Raw genomic sequence first — 15052 nt, forward strand, 5'->3', positions numbered from 1 at the left:
AAAAATATTTGTTTTTGATATGAAAAAGTGCAAAGCAATGAGCCTTATATAGTGGGGGTAACACTTACGGCTGTACTATCGGGTTTATTTATTATGGGGAACTTACTACACATACAATGGATTAATGATTTTAAAGGTTTGCTTCCTTTGGCTGCCTACCGAATAGAGTGGGTTCTGCCAGCTTTTGTATCGTTTGGGATAACGGCACTGATAACAGGTACAAGAAAGCGATAGTTCCGTTTATATAGAAAAAAATCTGTTTTGACTCATATTCAAGCAAAAAAGGCTACCTACAATATGTAGATAGCCTTTTTTTCATTTAGGGATTTTTGTAAGAGATTATCGTTTTTCTCGGAGAGACCAACCTGTTTTGAGACCGATGATAAAGTATACCAAGAGCAATTCGCCTAAAGCTAAAAGCGTATCACCAGGAACACGTAACCAACGGATGAGTTGCATGGTATCGGTTTGCATAAACTCTTCGGAGCGTGCTGACCAATAGCCATTTTGGATAGCTTCTACTGCTTGTAGAATACCTATAGGCAATAAGCTGCCTACTAACATTACGAACAAGCCTATATTGATAAGCCAGAATGACCAACCGAGTATTTTGTAGTTCCAATGACGATCGGCATACAAGCCTCGCAATACGAATAAAATAAGCCCTATACCCAAGATACCATATACCCCAAACAAGGCAGCGTGACCGTGAACGGCAGTGGTATTAAGCCCTTGAATGTAGTACAAAGCAATAGGTGGATTTATAGCAAAGCCAAAGATACCTGCCCCAAGGAAGTTCCAGAAGCACATAGCTATAAAGCAGTAAATAGGCCACTTGTAGGCTTTAATCCACTCGGTAGTTTTGGACAATTGGTAGTTATGATATGCCTCATAACCTATGAGTACCAAAGGTACGATTTCTAAGGCACTGAAAGTAGCTCCTAATGCTAATACAGCTGTAGGGGTAGCGCTGAAGTAGAGGTGGTGGAAAGTACCTAATATACCGCCTGCTAAGAATATAATAGTAGAGAAAAGCACTGCTGTACTTGCTACCTTAATGCGTAACAAGCCCAAGCGAGAGAACAAGAAAGCAGCTACTACGGTAGCAAACACCTCGAAGAAGCCTTCTACCCAAAGGTGTACTACCCACCAACGCCAGTATTCGGCTATTGCCATGTGTGTTTGGCGACCATACATTAACCCTGCGCCATAGAAGGCAGCAATAGCTACTGATGAAAGTACGAATAACAACAATAAATGACGACTTTCATCTTTGCGTTTGAGAGCTGGAATTAAAGCTCTAACCATTAAGAACAACCATAGGAATAGACCTACAAGTAGGAGGATTTGCCAGAAGCGACCGAGCTCAATATACTCATAGCCTTGATGCCCGAAGTAGAAGTTTTCGACCAAGCCTAATTTTTGCATTACGCCTAACCATTGGCCTGCTAATGAGCCTAATACTACGATAAGCAAGGCTACAAAGAGTACATTCACGCCAAGACGTTGGTACTTGGGTTCATACCCTGATACGGCAGGAGCTATATACAGACCTGTAGCTAACCAAGAGGTAGCAATCCAGAAGATGGCTAACTGTACGTGCCAGCTACGAGAAATGGCCTGTGGCAGTACTACATCGAGAGGGATGCCAAAGAAGCCGCTGCCTTCGACCCCATAGTGAGCTGTAATAACCCCAGAAATCATTTGGACGATGATAAGCAAAGACACTATCCAGATGTATTTAAGGGTTGCTTTCATTGAAGGGGTAGGCTTCATATTGCGCAAAGGATCTTGGGAAGGGAAGGTATCGGAGGTTTCTTCTTCTTTGTTGCGAGCGTGGTAATACACGAGTAATCCGACCCCGAAGAGGAGCATCAGTACGCTAAAGCCTGACCACATCTGCAATGAAGTAGAAGGGTGGTTACCAATGAGAGGGTCGTAAGGCCAGTTATTGGTATAGGTAACATCGTCATTAGGGCGATTGGTGCTGCAAACCCAAGAGGTCCAAGTAAAGAAAGCGTTCATTTGTGCCATACGGGCAGGGTCTTTGATGGCGTTCTTGGGGATGGCGTAATGGTCACGTGTTTGCTCAAGTGCAGGGTCGTCCATAAAGAGTTGGCTATAATAGTTAGCTAACTCTTTAGCTACTTGAGCACGCTCGGGAGAGAATGTGATAACCCCCGTTTGCTGATTGAAAGTATTGGTACGAAGCTCTTTTCGGAGCTGTACTTGATACTTGGCTTGCTCTTCTTCGGGGAGGTCTTTATAGACTTTTCCGTCTTTTTGAGCAAAGATATCTAATAAGAGCATAGACTCTCGGTGGAGGTAATCGGCATTCCAGTCGGGGGCTATGTAAGCTCCGTGTCCCCATATACTTCCTACGGTTTGTCCGCCTATTGATTGCCAAGCGTTCTGACCGTCTTTGATGTCTTGCCCTTCATAGAGCGTTTCCCCATTAGTAGTTACGATTTTTTGGGGGAAAGGAGGTGCTGTACGGTATATTTCTACACCGAAAAAGATAAGCACCAAGAAAGAGGCTGCTACTGTAGCCCCTAACCAGATCCACAATTTTTTTGCTGTCATAATAAAATTGTTAGTGTTTTAAAATTTCGGGCGCAAAGGTATAAAAGATATTGTTATCTTAAATAAAAAATGAAGATTTTTTTTCAATTAATAATTAAAAAAAGACTGATTAAGGGGGTGAAAATCCTTAAATGTTGGACAAAAAAGTCTGATTTTTAGACAAATATACTTCAAGCTATAAAAAGATAAAAATAATGAGAAGAAAAGAGCAAGTTTGCTACTAAATTGGGGAAAAGAGGAGGTAAAGGGAGGGAGTGCTGCTGCTGTAGTGTAGCGGGAAGTAAAGGAAAAGAAGGATATGCAATGTTTTGGGCGTTTTGTTGCGAAATATGCAAAATAGGGTATAAGAAGAATTTGACTGATTATCAGTTGGTTTGCGTTTATAGTTCGTTTACAGTTCGTTTATCCTTCGTTCATCCTATAAGGTAGGTGTATGCTTCTTGGAGGTGGAGTAATTTATTAAAATATTGATTATTAGGAGAGTATGTTTTTATGGTATGAGGAAGATTGCTTTTGCATAAATCGTAACAAAAATTGGATTTTATTACGAATAATGCAATTTGAGAAGAAAAAGAAAGGAAGTACAAGAAAATGCTTGGGGCGTGGAGAAGACTTTGGGAGGCAGGGGCGATGATGGCATTAGTAGAGCAAGGAGAAGGGAAGTAAAAGAGTGCTAAATGATAAAAACTACCCTACTGATAATCAGTATCATTCAAAAAAAGTGAAAATATTTTTTTAAGAAAATTTTTGTATTTGCGGCAAAAGATATACCTTTGCCGTTTGAAGATATAAAATAAGTAATTAATTTTTAAAAAATGCAAAACAAAGGACTTATTAAACTATTTGCCTTACTTTTTGGGCTGGTAAGTATTTACCAACTTTCATTTACGTATGTGGCAGGTAGTGTGGAAGACAAAGCTAAAGCGTTTGCTGAGGCAAAAGTACCTAATACTCAAGCTGACTACATTACTAAGCGTGAGGCTGTGGAGGCTAAGTATTTGGACTCAATGTTGGGGCGCGATGTGTATAACATCGGTATTGCAAAGTTCACTTATGCTGAAATAAAAGAAAAGGAATTGAACCGAGGGCTTGACTTAAAGGGCGGTATCAATGTTATTTTGCAAATTTCGGTAAAAGATATTCTTCGTGGACTTGCAAACAACTCAAAAGATCCCATCTTTAACAAATCATTAGTGGAAGCCGATGAACAGCTTCGTAAGACAGATAGAACTTACTTGGAATTGTTCTTTGAAGCGTACGAGAAAAATGGAGGAAAATTGGCTTCACCTGATGTGTTCGCTAACAAGACACTTAGCGATCAAATAAACTTCCAGATGAGCAACAGCCAAGTTCGTCCTATTATCAGTCGTAAAGTGGACGAATCAATAGTTTCGGCTTTTGAAGTATTGCGTAAACGTATTGATAAATTTGGGGTATCACAGCCTAATATTCAACGTTTGGGTACCTCTGGGCGTATTCTTATAGAGCTTCCAGGAGCTAAGGATATAGACCGAGTAAAGGGGTTATTGCAAAGTACTGCGCAACTTGAGTTTTGGGAAACCTTTAAAGCAAAAGACGTGCTTCCTTATTTCCAGGCTCTCAACGAACAACTTAAGACTACAACTGCTAACAAAAAACCAGCAGCTACTACTGATACACTTACTGCAGCTACGCAAAGTGCAAGTAGTGCTATAGACTCATTACTTACTACTACACAAAAAGATTCGGTACCGGCTGGACAAAATGCTGTTAATCCGCTATTTAGTTTGGCTACAATAACTAGAGATCAAACTTCGCCAGTTATTTTGTCAGTAAGTATTAAAGATACTATGCAGTTTAATAGTTATCTTCATTCACCAGAAGCTAAACTACTATTACCTGCAGAGTTACAATATGCTAAATTTGTATGGAGCAAGCCAGATAGTAAAGCTTCGGTTGTACAGTTATATGCTTTGAAAGGCAATCGTGATGGTGTAGCACCACTTACTGGTAATGTAATTACTGATGCGAACCAAACTTATGATGTACTAAGCCAACCAGCAGTATCAATGCAAATGGATAGTAAAGGGGCTCGTATTTGGGAAAACCTTACTGGTAAAGCCTTTACAGAGAGAGGTAATATAGCTATTGTACTTGATGATATAGTATATTCGGCACCAGGGGTGAGCAATGGAGCTATTTCGGGAGGTCGTTCGGAGATTACAGGTAACTTTACTTTAAATGAGGCTATTGACCTTGCAAACGTGCTTCGTGCGGGTAAACTACCTGCTGGGGCAGACATTGTACAATCGGAAATAGTAGGGCCTTCATTAGGACAAGAGGCTATTGACAGCGGTATGATGTCGTTCTTTATTGCTACTATTTTCATTTTTGGATGGATGATATTCTACTACGGACGTGCAGGTATTTATGCTGACCTTGCACTGCTAGTGAATATACTTCTTATATTTGGTGTACTTGCAAGTATTGGTGCGGTGCTTACCTTACCAGGTATTGCGGGTATAGTACTTACCATAGGTATGGCGGTGGATGCGAACGTGCTTATCTTTGAGCGCTCAAAAGAAGAGTTGCGCAAGGGCAAGAACGTAGCACAAGCTGTGGTAGATGGATTTAAACACGCTTTATCATCTATCTTAGACTCTAACATTACTACTGCCTTGACAGCACTTATATTGTTGTTCTTTGGTAGTGGTCCTATTCAAGGTTTTGCTACTACCCTACTTATAGGTATTGCTACTACCCTATTCACTGCTATCTTTATCACCCGTTTACTTATTGATTACAGTGTTGAGAAACGCCATAACCTTGCCTTCAGTACTCCTATTACGAAGAATTGGCTTGCTAATGTAAATCTGAACTTTATAGGCAAACGCAAGATAGGTTATGCAATCTCGATCGTACTAAGTATTATAGGTCTTATCTCACTATTTACTCGTGGTTTAGATCAAGGTATTGACTTTGTGGGTGGACGTACTTACCAAGTGCGTTTTGAACACGAAGTGAACCCAACCCAAGTGGGTGAAGCGTTGAAAAATGACTTAGGTAATGTAGAGGTGAAGACTTTTGGTGCTCCTAACCAAGTGAAAATCTCTACTAAATACAAAGTAGAGGAAGAAAGTACTGAGGTAGATAACGAGGTACAAGAGTTACTATACAAAGGCTTACAAAGCTTCTTACCACAAGGACTTTCATACAATGACTTTGCGCAAGCAAACTCAAGTGATAAGATAGGTATTATGCAATCAATGAAGGTAGGACCTACCATAGCTGAAGATATTAAGAGCAGTGCATTCTGGTCGGTAATTGGTTCGCTAATAGTGATTGGTTTGTATATATTGTTCCGTTTCCGCAAATGGCAATTCTCGATGGGTGCGATCCTATCATCGGCTCACGACGTGCTTTTGGTATTGGGTATTTACTCACTTACTTACAGCATTATGCCTTTCAATATGGAGATAGACCAAGCGTTCATAGCTGCTATTCTGACAGTAGTGGGTTACTCATTGAACGACACGGTGATTATTTACGACCGTATTAGGGAGGTAATGCGCGAGCCACACTGGTCACGTGAGAAGATTAACCACGCACTGAATACTACCCTTAGCCGTACGCTGAACACCTCGTTCACTACATTGGCGGTATTGGTAACTATCTTTATTTTTGGTGGTGAGACCTTACGAGGCTTTATGTTTGCTATGATTATAGGTGTATTTGTAGGTACTTATTCATCTATATTTGTAGCGGCTCCTATCATCTATGATACTGTAAAAGATGAATCAGAGCCTAAAGCAGAGCTTAAAAAATAATAATTTCTAAATAAAAGAGGCTATTCAGAGATGAGTAGCCTCTGCTTTTAATAATATGAAAAAATACGACATTGCAGTTATTGGATCGGGGCCTGGAGGCTATGTAGCCGCTATACGGGCTGCACAATTAGGCTTTAAAACAGCCTTGATTGAGAAATACAATACTTTGGGAGGTACTTGCCTGAATGTAGGCTGTATTCCTTCTAAAGCGTTGTTAGATTCGTCACACCATTATGACGATACTGTAAAACACCTTGATGCGCACGGCATTACCATAAGCGGAGAAATCAGTTTTAGTTTAGAAAAGATGATTGCCCGCAAAAACGAGGTAGTGGCACAAACTTGTGCTGGAGTACAATTCTTGATGGATAAAAACAAGGTAGATGTACTGAAGGGTGTGGGTAGTTTCCTCTCAAAGAATGAAATACAGGTAACCCCTAATGAGGGTGCTGCTGAAACAATTGAAGCTACATACACTATTATTGCTACGGGCTCAAAGCCAGCGTCATTACCTTTTATTACAATAGACAAAGAGCGCATTATCACTTCGACAGAAGCCTTAGGGCTAAAAGAAGTACCTCAGCACCTTATCGTAATAGGTGGGGGTGTGATAGGTTTAGAATTGGGACAGGTGTACCAACGCTTGGGGGCTAAAGTATCGGTAGTGGAATACACTGATAGTATTATACCTACTATGGACAGAGGCTTGGGACGTGAGCTTACTAAAGTGCTTAAGAAACAAGGTTTTGGATTCTATACAGGGCATCAGGTGAAAGAGGTAACCCGTGAAGGGGATACTGTAATTGTAAAAGCTACTACCCCTAAAGGTGAAGAGCTTAGCTTAGAAGGTGATTACTGCTTGGTAGCGGTAGGTAGGCGTCCTTACACTGAAGGACTGAACCTTGGCGCTGCTGGTGTAACTACTGATGAACGCGGTAGGGTAATAGTGAATGACCACTTGCAAACATCGGTGGGGAACATATATGCTATAGGTGATGTGGTACGTGGGGCTATGCTTGCCCATAAAGCTGAAGAAGAAGGTGTACTGGTAGTGGAACAACTGGCAGGACAAAAACCTCATATTGACTACAATTGCATACCAGGGGTAGTATATACCACTCCTGAGGTAGCTAGTGTAGGCAAGAGTGAAGAACAGCTGAAGGCTGAAGGTGTAAGCTACAAGGTAGGGCAATTTGCTTTCCGTGCCTTAGGACGTGCCCGTGCTAGTATGGAAACTGATGGCTTTGTGAAGATATTGGCTGATACTAAGACTGATGAGGTATTAGGGGTGCATATTATTGGTGCCCGTGCAGCAGATATTATAGCTGAAGCTGTTACGGCTATGGAGTTTAGGGCTAGTGCTGAGGATATTGCTCGTATTTGCCACGCTCACCCGACTTTTACTGAAGCTGTGAAGGAAGCTGCTCTTGCTGCTACTGAAAATAGAGCGATACACGCGTGAGCAAATTAGCAAATGAGTGAATGAGCGAATGAGCACATTAGTAAATTAGCAAATGAGTGAATGAGCAAATGAGTGAATTAGTGAATTAGCAATATTATACTTTGCCAAAGTTTGTAGCAGAAGAGGCTATAAGACTTTGGCAAAGTTTTTTATATCTGGTGTAGAGTTTAATTGGGTAATGAATGTATAAGATTGATTTTTCACATCAAATGGAGATTAAATTGCATTTTTAATATGAGAGTAATTATCTTATTTTTTCTGTCTTTTTGTCCTTTATTTGTTTTTTCTCAGTATAGTATTACAGGGAACTTAACCAATAAAGAAATGCCTGTAAAAAGTATTAAAAGTATTGAAGTGGTTGATAAGATTGATGCTAGTGTGGATAGCTCAAAGGCAGGTGTGATAAAAATAAGTACTATTGTAAAAGACGGCTGGGTAGGCTCATTGGGTCATTATTTTCAATACAAGCAAAAATTGGGATATAGTGATGAGCTCAGTCTGTTTTGGGCAAAAAAACTTTAGCAATAGATATTTTTAAGACGTCTCGTTCTAAAAGTGAATACGATTTCAATGGTGTTTATAATAGATATTATTCAATTAGTAATAGTAGGCAGTTTGGCATTGGTATTAGTTATGATTTTGCGAAAGGCAAGGAGGTAAATGAAAACATAAGAAATACAGGGGTGGAAGAAGAAAAAAATAGGCTTAAGTAGGCTAATAGGTCATTTTATTATTAGAAAAACCGCAGTACTTACTATGAGGTGAGTACTGCGGTTTTTTTATAGTGAGCTGGCTTATGGAGTTTTTCTTCTTAAAAAAATGAAGATAGGAGTGATACAGAAAATGCAATGTTTTGGGAATTTTGTTGCGAATTATGCAAAAAGACAGGTTGGGAATGAAAGGGTTGATTATCAGTGATGTAACAGCTATCCTTCGTTTATAGTTCGTTTATCCTTCGTTATAGGTTCGTTTATCCTAAGGTATAGCTGAGGGGTGCTGGGGGTATGGCTGGGGGAGGAATGTACTGATTATCAAAGGATAGCGATTGGGAGGTAGGGGATGGAGATTTTTGAAGAATTGGTAATAAAATAAGAGAAAAGGGGTAAAAAGTAAAAAAATAGGGAGGGGGTGCTTTATGGGGGCGTTATGCGTGTGAGGAGAGAGGGGATAAGGCAGGTGTAGCAGTTAATCAGAGTAAGTGTTGCGTTTTTCTTCGTAAAAAAAATGAAGGAAAATTTGCGTATTAAAAAAATAAGTTTTATTTTTGCGTTAATTAATTCGTTTATTACTAATCTTATGGAAAATCGTTTTGCAGACACTAAGACGGCTTTTGCTCTTAAAAGCCAATCGGAATTGAATTGGGCTTATTGGCTCTTTAAACTTATAGGGAGCCCTACCCTTACTAAAGTAGGGACAGCGCTTACTAACTTCTCATTAAAAATGCGATTGCCTGTAGAGGGGCTTATAAAACGCACTGTTTTCAAGCAATTTTGTGGTGGTATATCGGAACAAGACTGCTTGCCTGTAATTAAGAAAATGCATGAAAAGGGAGTGGGCTCGGTACTGGACTACTCGGTAGAAGGTAAGGAAGATGAAGCATCGTTGGAAGCTACATTTAAGAAGACAATGGAGACTATTGACTTTGGTAATGCGCACCGCAATGAGGGGATTCCTATTGTGGTATTCAAACCGACAGGTTTTGGGCGATTTGCTATATTCCAGAAAATTACTGAAAGAGAGCCTTTAACAGCTGAAGAAGAAAAGGAATGGGAACGTATAAAAGAGCGTTTTGATGCGGCTTGTAAAAAGGCTTATGAGTATAAGATTCCTATTTTGGTGGATGCTGAAGAGAGCTGGATGCAAACTGCTGCTGACGACCTTGTAGAGGAGATGATGCGCAAATATAACAAAGAAGAGGCTGTAGTGTACAATACCTTGCAAATGTATAGACACGACCGCTTGCCTTACTTAAAGGGCTTATATGAGCGTGCTGTAGCTGATGGTTTTTATATAGGAGTGAAGATAGTACGTGGGGCATATATGGAAAAAGAAAATGAACGTGCTGCACAAAAAGGCTATCCGACCCCTATATGTGCTAACAAACAAGCTACTGATGATAACTACAATGCTGTGGTTACTTATATTTTAGACCATATAGATAGAATTGCTCTTTTTGCGGGTACTCATAACGAACAAAGTACGGCTCTTATTATGAACTTGATGAAAGAAAAGGGCTTGCAACCTAATGACAAACGAGTGTGGATAGCACAACTGTACGGTATGAGTGACCATATTAGCTTTAACGCATCGGAAGAGGGGTATAATGTAGCTAAATACTTGCCTTTTGGACCGGTACGTGAAGTGATGCCTTACTTAATACGCAGGGCAGAGGAAAATACTTCGGTAGCAGGGCAAACGGGGCGTGAACTTAGCTTACTGAGCGCTGAGAAGAAAAGAAGGAAAGAAGAAAATTAGCAAATGAGAGAATTAGGAAATTAGCAAATGAGGGTGATGCCTTCATTTGCTAATTTTTTAATTTGGTTGCTTTGTAAATTATTTGTACTTTTGCACTTTGATATTTGTTAATCACTAAATTATTAATTGTTAATAGCTTAAATGTCAGTAGATTCATTTAATAGACGTAGATTACTCAGTTCCTATTTTTCTGTAATAGTAAGTATTACGTTGGTGCTTTTTTTGTTAGGTTTTTTTGGATTTTTGGTACTTAGTACTAAAAAGTTGGCTAATCATTTTAAAGAGCAAGTTACAGTAACTGTACTAATAAAAGATAATGCAAAGGAAGCGGATATTACGCAATTACAGAAGACCTTATCGGTAGCAGACTTTGTAAAATCACTGCATTTGGTATCAAAGGAAGAAGCGGCAGAGATGCTGAGCAAAAAGATAGGTGAGGATTTTGTTACCTTTTTGGGTACCAATCCGCTGCAAAACACTATTGATTTGAGTTTGAAAGCTGAGTATGCAGAGCCAGAAAAGATGCAAGAGATAAAGCGGGAATTGGAGCAAAACTCTTTTGTTTCGGAAGTGATATACGACCAATCGTTGGTTGCTTTGATTCACGAGAATGTAAACCAAATAGGGCTAGTAACCTTGGTATTTAGTGCGTTATTTACTTTTATATCAGTATTGCTTATCAATGCTTCGATAAGGCTTTCGATCTACTCTAAGAGGTTTATTATTAAAACAATGCAACTGGTAGGCGCCACCCGTAGTTTTATACGCAGGCCTTTTATTCGTACTAATGTGCGATTGGGTATAGTGGGGGCGCTGATAGCGATTGGGTTATTCTATCTGTCATTATGGGGAATTGTGCGTTCATACCCTGAATTTGGTGTATTGATAGATAATACAATATTATTTATAGTTTTTGCGGGTATTTTGCTAGTAGGAATACTCATAAGCTGGGGTAGTACTTTTTTTGCGACCCAACGTTTTTTGAATCTAAACACTAATGACCTTTACTATTAAAGAAATAAAGAAATGATATTTAAAGAAAAGAATTACTTTTTTATGGCGGTGGGATTGGCTGTAATCACTTTGGGTTTTATACTGATGAGTGGTGGAGGCAGTGATAATCCTGCTGTGTTTGACCCTTCGGTATTTAGTTTTAGGCGGATTCATCTTGCGCCAGGTTTGGTGCTTTTGGGCTTTGCCATTGAAATATATGCTATATTATTAAACCCAGATAAAGAGTCTTTGAAAAAAAAAGATAAATAATGAATACACTACAAGCTATTATTATTGCTATTATTGAGGGGCTTACTGAATATCTCCCAATTTCATCAACTGCCCATATGGGCTTTACAGCAGCCCTAATGGGTATGCCAGATGACGAGTATTTGAAGATGTTCCAAGTATCTATTCAGTTTGGAGCTATACTTTCGGTAGTAGTGCTGTATTGGCGTAAATTTTTTGACTTTAAAAACTGGAACTTTTACTTTAAGTTAGCTTGTGCTGTAGTGCCTGCTCTTATTTTGGGAATGTTATTTGACGATAAGATAGAAGCCGTATTAGGGAACCAAAAAGCTATTTCGGTAGTGCTTATTGTGGGAGGAATCATTCTTATTTTTGTAGATAAGTGGTTTAAAAACCCTAAGATTGACAATGAAAAAGATATTACCATTAAAAAAGCTGTTACTATTGGCTTTTGGCAATGCTTGGCAATGATGCCAGGTACTTCACGCTCGGCAGCTTCTATTATTGGAGGGATGACACAAGGACTTACCCGCAAGGCTGCAGCTGAATTTTCATTTTTCTTAGCTGTGCCTACCATGTTGGCTGTAACTGTATATTCTATCTTCCTAAAAAAATGGGGGGTTGCAGAAGAAAAAGGCTATGAGCTAATAATGAAAACTGATGAGAGTTTTTGGTTATTTATCATAGGTAATGTGATAGCTTTTATAGTGGCAATGATAGCAGTGAAATTTTTCATACATATACTCACTAAATTTGGTTTTAAAGTATGGGGTATTTACCGTATTGTAATTGGTACGGTATTATTGTGGTATTTTTGGTAAAGTTTGAAACTGATTTCGCTGATATAAATGAAGATATTTTTTTTTATTGTAATACTTCTGTTTGCTTTTTTACCTTTAAAAGCACAAACTGATAGTCTTTCATACAAACCTAAGTTTAAAGAGGTTTTATTACCAGCATCGCTGGTTACAGTAGGGCTTATTTCTAACGCTACTTACATCAATAGATATGTGCAACGGCATGCTTATGGGTATTCGGGGGGTAAAAAACTGCGTTTTGACGATTATGTGCAGTACTTACCAGCTGCGAGTGTATTTCTATTCAGTAATTTAGGATTTAAGGCTAAGCATAGCATAAAAGAACGGCTGATAGTAGGCGCAACAGCGTACGCTATTACAGCTGCCTTGGTGAATGGGATAAAATACACAACCAAAATACATAGGCCTGATGGTAGTGCTTTTAATTCATTCCCCTCGGGACATACGGCTACTGCTTTTACTGGTATGGAGCTATTATGGCAGGAATATAAAGATGAAAATATATGGGTAGGTATTAGCGGTTATGCTATTGCTACTACGGTTGGTGCTATGCGACTATACAATAACCGTCACTGGGTAGGTGATGTATGTGTAGGGGCAGGGATAGGAATACTGAGTACTCGTATAGCTTATTGGACATTGCCTTATACTTCACGACTATTCAGCCCTAAAAATAATGAAAATAGTAGTACCCAAATGGTGTTCTACCCTATTTATTCTTCTGAAATGACAGGTTTAGGATTCATTCTTAATTACTAATTATTTTGTTCTCATTTATTCTAAATATTATACCTCGCCCTTGGCTTATTAAAATAAGTTACTTAGTACGTCCGTTTTTGGCATTCTATTTGAGGGGAAAAAAATATAAAGACCCTATAGATGGACGTACCTTTAGGAAATTTTTACCTTATGGTTATGGGGTACAACGTGCTAATGTACTGTCTCCTTCAACCTTATCATTGGAAAGACATAGGCTGTTATGGTTGTATTTAAAAGGAGAAACTGACTTTTTCACAAAGAAATTAAAAGTGCTACACGTAGCTCCTGAACAAGCGTTTTACAAGCGTTTTAAAAAGCAGGCTAATCTTGAATATACCACAACTGACCTATATTCGCCTTTGGCTGATGTAAAAGCAGACCTGTGTGCTTTGCCCTTTGCTAATGAGAGTTTTGATGTAATATTCTGTAACCATGTATTAGAACATATTACAGATGACACCCAAGCAATGAAAGAGCTGTACCGTGTAATGAAAAAAGGAGGTTGGGGCATATTTCAAGTTCCGCAAGATTATAATAGAGCTGTTACTTTTGAAGATAATAGTATTACTGACCCTAAGGAACGGACACGTATTTTTGGCCAGTATGACCATGTACGGATTTATGGACTTGATTACTTTGACAAACTGAGAGCAATAGGATTTGAGGTAACAGAAGTGCGTTATAGTAAGGAGTTTACAACTGAACAGATAGAACAATACAGAATAGTAGAAAATGAGATAATTCCTGTTTGCAAGAAGCCTTTATAAAAGTAAAAAAAAAGTAGTTGATTAACAGAGTGTTAATAGGATGTTAAATTAGATGTAAAAATAAATATTGTAAAACTCTTGTAGATTTCAAAATTTAGTACTAATTTTGCAATTCAATTATTAAAATGATGAAATATTTATTATTCATAATGGTTGCTTTAGCAGGTTGCCAATTTGCTCCTAAACAGAAATTACAATTTATAGAAGGAGAGGCACAAGGCTCTACTTATCATATTAAGTACATAAGTAATAGTGATGAGAATTTAAAACCTGCTATTGATTCAATCCTTAAAGTAATAGATCTTTCAATGTCTACTTATCGTACTGATTCGGCCATATCAAAAATTAATACTGGTGATACTACAGTAATAGTAGATGAACATTTTAGAAAAGTGTTTGAAGCCTCACAACAAATATGGAAAGAAAGTGAAGGACTCTTTGACCCCACTGTAGGAATATTAGTAAATGCTTGGGGTTTCGGCAAACAGAAAATAGAAGAGAAAGACCTACCTACTGATGATAAAATAGAAGAACTTAAACAATATGTAGGTTTTAATAAAGTACACCTAACCAACGATAACTATATAAAAAAAGATTTCTCACAAATATTGTTTGATTTTAATGCAATAGCTCAAGGATATACTTCTGATGTTGTTGCTAAGTTTTTTGAGTCAAAGCATATAGAGAACTTTATTATAGAAATAGCTGGTGAAATGTATTTAAAAGGAAGAAACACCCTTGAAGATAAACCTTGGAGGATAGGAGTAGAAAACCCTTTTAAACCTTTGGATGATCGTGAACTAGTAGCGACTGTTGAGTTTACTAATCAGGGGTTGGCTACATCAGGAAACTACCGAAAAGTGTGGACTGATAGTAATGGAAGAAAATATGTACATTCTATAAACCCACTTACAGGAAAGGCTACTCAAAGTGATGTGCTTAGTGCTACTGTAATAGCCCCTAGTACTATGTATGCAGATGGTTATGCTACTATGTTTATGGTAATGGGGTTAGAAAAAAGCAAATCTTTCTTAGAAAAACACCCTAAACTTGCTGTTTTATTAGTATATAGCACCTCTGATAACAAAGAAGCTACTTTTAAAACAAAACCTTTTGAGGAATTAATGATTCACTAACTAA

At 38.5% G+C, this 15052-nt stretch carries 12 protein-coding genes; 11 read left to right on the top strand and 1 reads right to left on the bottom strand.

The genetic code is table 11. The features are described 5' to 3' along the window. Positions 1-27: 27 nt before the first annotated feature. On the top strand, positions 28-234 hold the full coding sequence (locus C4H12_RS06185; protein ID WP_254424835.1) for a hypothetical protein: 207 nt from the start codon (positions 28-30) through the stop codon (positions 232-234). Positions 235-339: 105 nt separating this feature from the next. On the opposite strand, the gene C4H12_RS06190 is transcribed toward C4H12_RS06185, so the two are convergent. Next, entirely contained in the window at positions 340-2583 is a 2244-nt protein-coding gene (locus C4H12_RS06190) for a nitric-oxide reductase large subunit (RefSeq protein WP_106098134.1), read from the bottom strand. 815 nt (positions 2584-3398) lie between these two features. Here C4H12_RS06190 and secDF point away from each other — a divergent pair. The 10 genes from secDF to C4H12_RS06245 all read left to right on the top strand — a co-directional run bounded on the left by secDF (position 3399) and on the right by C4H12_RS06245 (position 15048). Then, positions 3399-6389 (top strand): protein translocase subunit SecDF, encoded by a 2991-nt coding sequence (gene secDF, locus C4H12_RS06195; RefSeq protein ID WP_106098135.1) that lies wholly within the window; start codon positions 3399-3401, stop codon positions 6387-6389. Between the two features lie 55 nt (positions 6390-6444). Beyond that, positions 6445-7851: a dihydrolipoyl dehydrogenase gene (gene lpdA / locus C4H12_RS06200; protein WP_106098136.1), complete on the top strand. Its 1407-nt coding sequence runs from the start codon at positions 6445-6447 to the stop codon at positions 7849-7851. 234 nt (positions 7852-8085) lie between these two features. Next, on the top strand, positions 8086-8373 hold the full coding sequence (locus C4H12_RS06205) for a hypothetical protein (RefSeq protein WP_106098137.1): 288 nt from the start codon (positions 8086-8088) through the stop codon (positions 8371-8373). A gap of 774 nt (positions 8374-9147) precedes the next feature. Then, a complete protein-coding gene (locus tag C4H12_RS06215; RefSeq protein WP_106099444.1) occupies positions 9148-10326 on the top strand; it encodes a proline dehydrogenase family protein in 1179 nt (392 codons plus the stop codon). A 141-nt stretch (positions 10327-10467) separates the two neighbouring features. Beyond that, a complete protein-coding gene (locus C4H12_RS06220; RefSeq protein ID WP_106098138.1) occupies positions 10468-11340 on the top strand; it encodes an ABC transporter permease in 873 nt (290 codons plus the stop codon). A 12-nt stretch (positions 11341-11352) separates the two neighbouring features. After that, entirely contained in the window at positions 11353-11589 is a 237-nt protein-coding gene (locus C4H12_RS06225) for a DUF3098 domain-containing protein (RefSeq protein WP_106098139.1), read from the top strand. After that, positions 11589-12389 (top strand): undecaprenyl-diphosphate phosphatase, encoded by an 801-nt coding sequence (locus C4H12_RS06230; RefSeq protein ID WP_106098140.1) that lies wholly within the window; start codon positions 11589-11591, stop codon positions 12387-12389. The genes C4H12_RS06225 and C4H12_RS06230 overlap by 1 nt, the downstream gene beginning before the upstream one ends. Positions 12390-12416: 27 nt before the next feature. Continuing rightward, entirely contained in the window at positions 12417-13145 is a 729-nt protein-coding gene (locus C4H12_RS06235) for a phosphatase PAP2 family protein (protein WP_106098141.1), read from the top strand. 2 nt (positions 13146-13147) lie between these two features. After that, positions 13148-13912 carry a class I SAM-dependent methyltransferase gene (locus tag C4H12_RS06240; protein ID WP_371514495.1) on the top strand — a complete coding sequence of 255 codons (765 nt, stop codon included), beginning with the start codon at positions 13148-13150 and terminating at the stop codon, positions 13910-13912. 128 nt (positions 13913-14040) lie between these two features. Beyond that, positions 14041-15048 carry an FAD:protein FMN transferase gene (locus tag C4H12_RS06245; protein WP_106098143.1) on the top strand — a complete coding sequence of 336 codons (1008 nt, stop codon included), beginning with the start codon at positions 14041-14043 and terminating at the stop codon, positions 15046-15048. Positions 15049-15052 lie beyond the last annotated feature (4 nt).

Source organism: Capnocytophaga sp. oral taxon 878 (assembly GCF_002999135.1).
Taxonomy (GTDB): domain Bacteria; phylum Bacteroidota; class Bacteroidia; order Flavobacteriales; family Flavobacteriaceae; genus Capnocytophaga.

What these genes read in the sequence shown, in the direction of transcription:
- C4H12_RS06190 (WP_106098134.1), bottom strand. Translation starts at nt 2,583, where the DNA reads ATGACAGCAAAAAAATTGTGGATCTGGTTAGGGGCTACAGTAGCAGCC.
- lpdA (WP_106098136.1), top strand. Translation starts at nt 6,445, where the DNA reads ATGAAAAAATACGACATTGCAGTTATTGGATCGGGGCCTGGAGGCTAT.
- C4H12_RS06230 (WP_106098140.1), top strand. Translation starts at nt 11,589, where the DNA reads ATGAATACACTACAAGCTATTATTATTGCTATTATTGAGGGGCTTACT.
- secDF (WP_106098135.1), top strand. Translation starts at nt 3,399, where the DNA reads ATGCAAAACAAAGGACTTATTAAACTATTTGCCTTACTTTTTGGGCTG.
- C4H12_RS06215 (WP_106099444.1), top strand. Translation starts at nt 9,148, where the DNA reads ATGGAAAATCGTTTTGCAGACACTAAGACGGCTTTTGCTCTTAAAAGC.
- C4H12_RS06220 (WP_106098138.1), top strand. Translation starts at nt 10,468, where the DNA reads ATGTCAGTAGATTCATTTAATAGACGTAGATTACTCAGTTCCTATTTT.
- C4H12_RS06245 (WP_106098143.1), top strand. Translation starts at nt 14,041, where the DNA reads ATGAAATATTTATTATTCATAATGGTTGCTTTAGCAGGTTGCCAATTT.
- C4H12_RS06235 (WP_106098141.1), top strand. Translation starts at nt 12,417, where the DNA reads ATGAAGATATTTTTTTTTATTGTAATACTTCTGTTTGCTTTTTTACCT.
- C4H12_RS06205 (WP_106098137.1), top strand. Translation starts at nt 8,086, where the DNA reads ATGAGAGTAATTATCTTATTTTTTCTGTCTTTTTGTCCTTTATTTGTT.
- C4H12_RS06225 (WP_106098139.1), top strand. Translation starts at nt 11,353, where the DNA reads ATGATATTTAAAGAAAAGAATTACTTTTTTATGGCGGTGGGATTGGCT.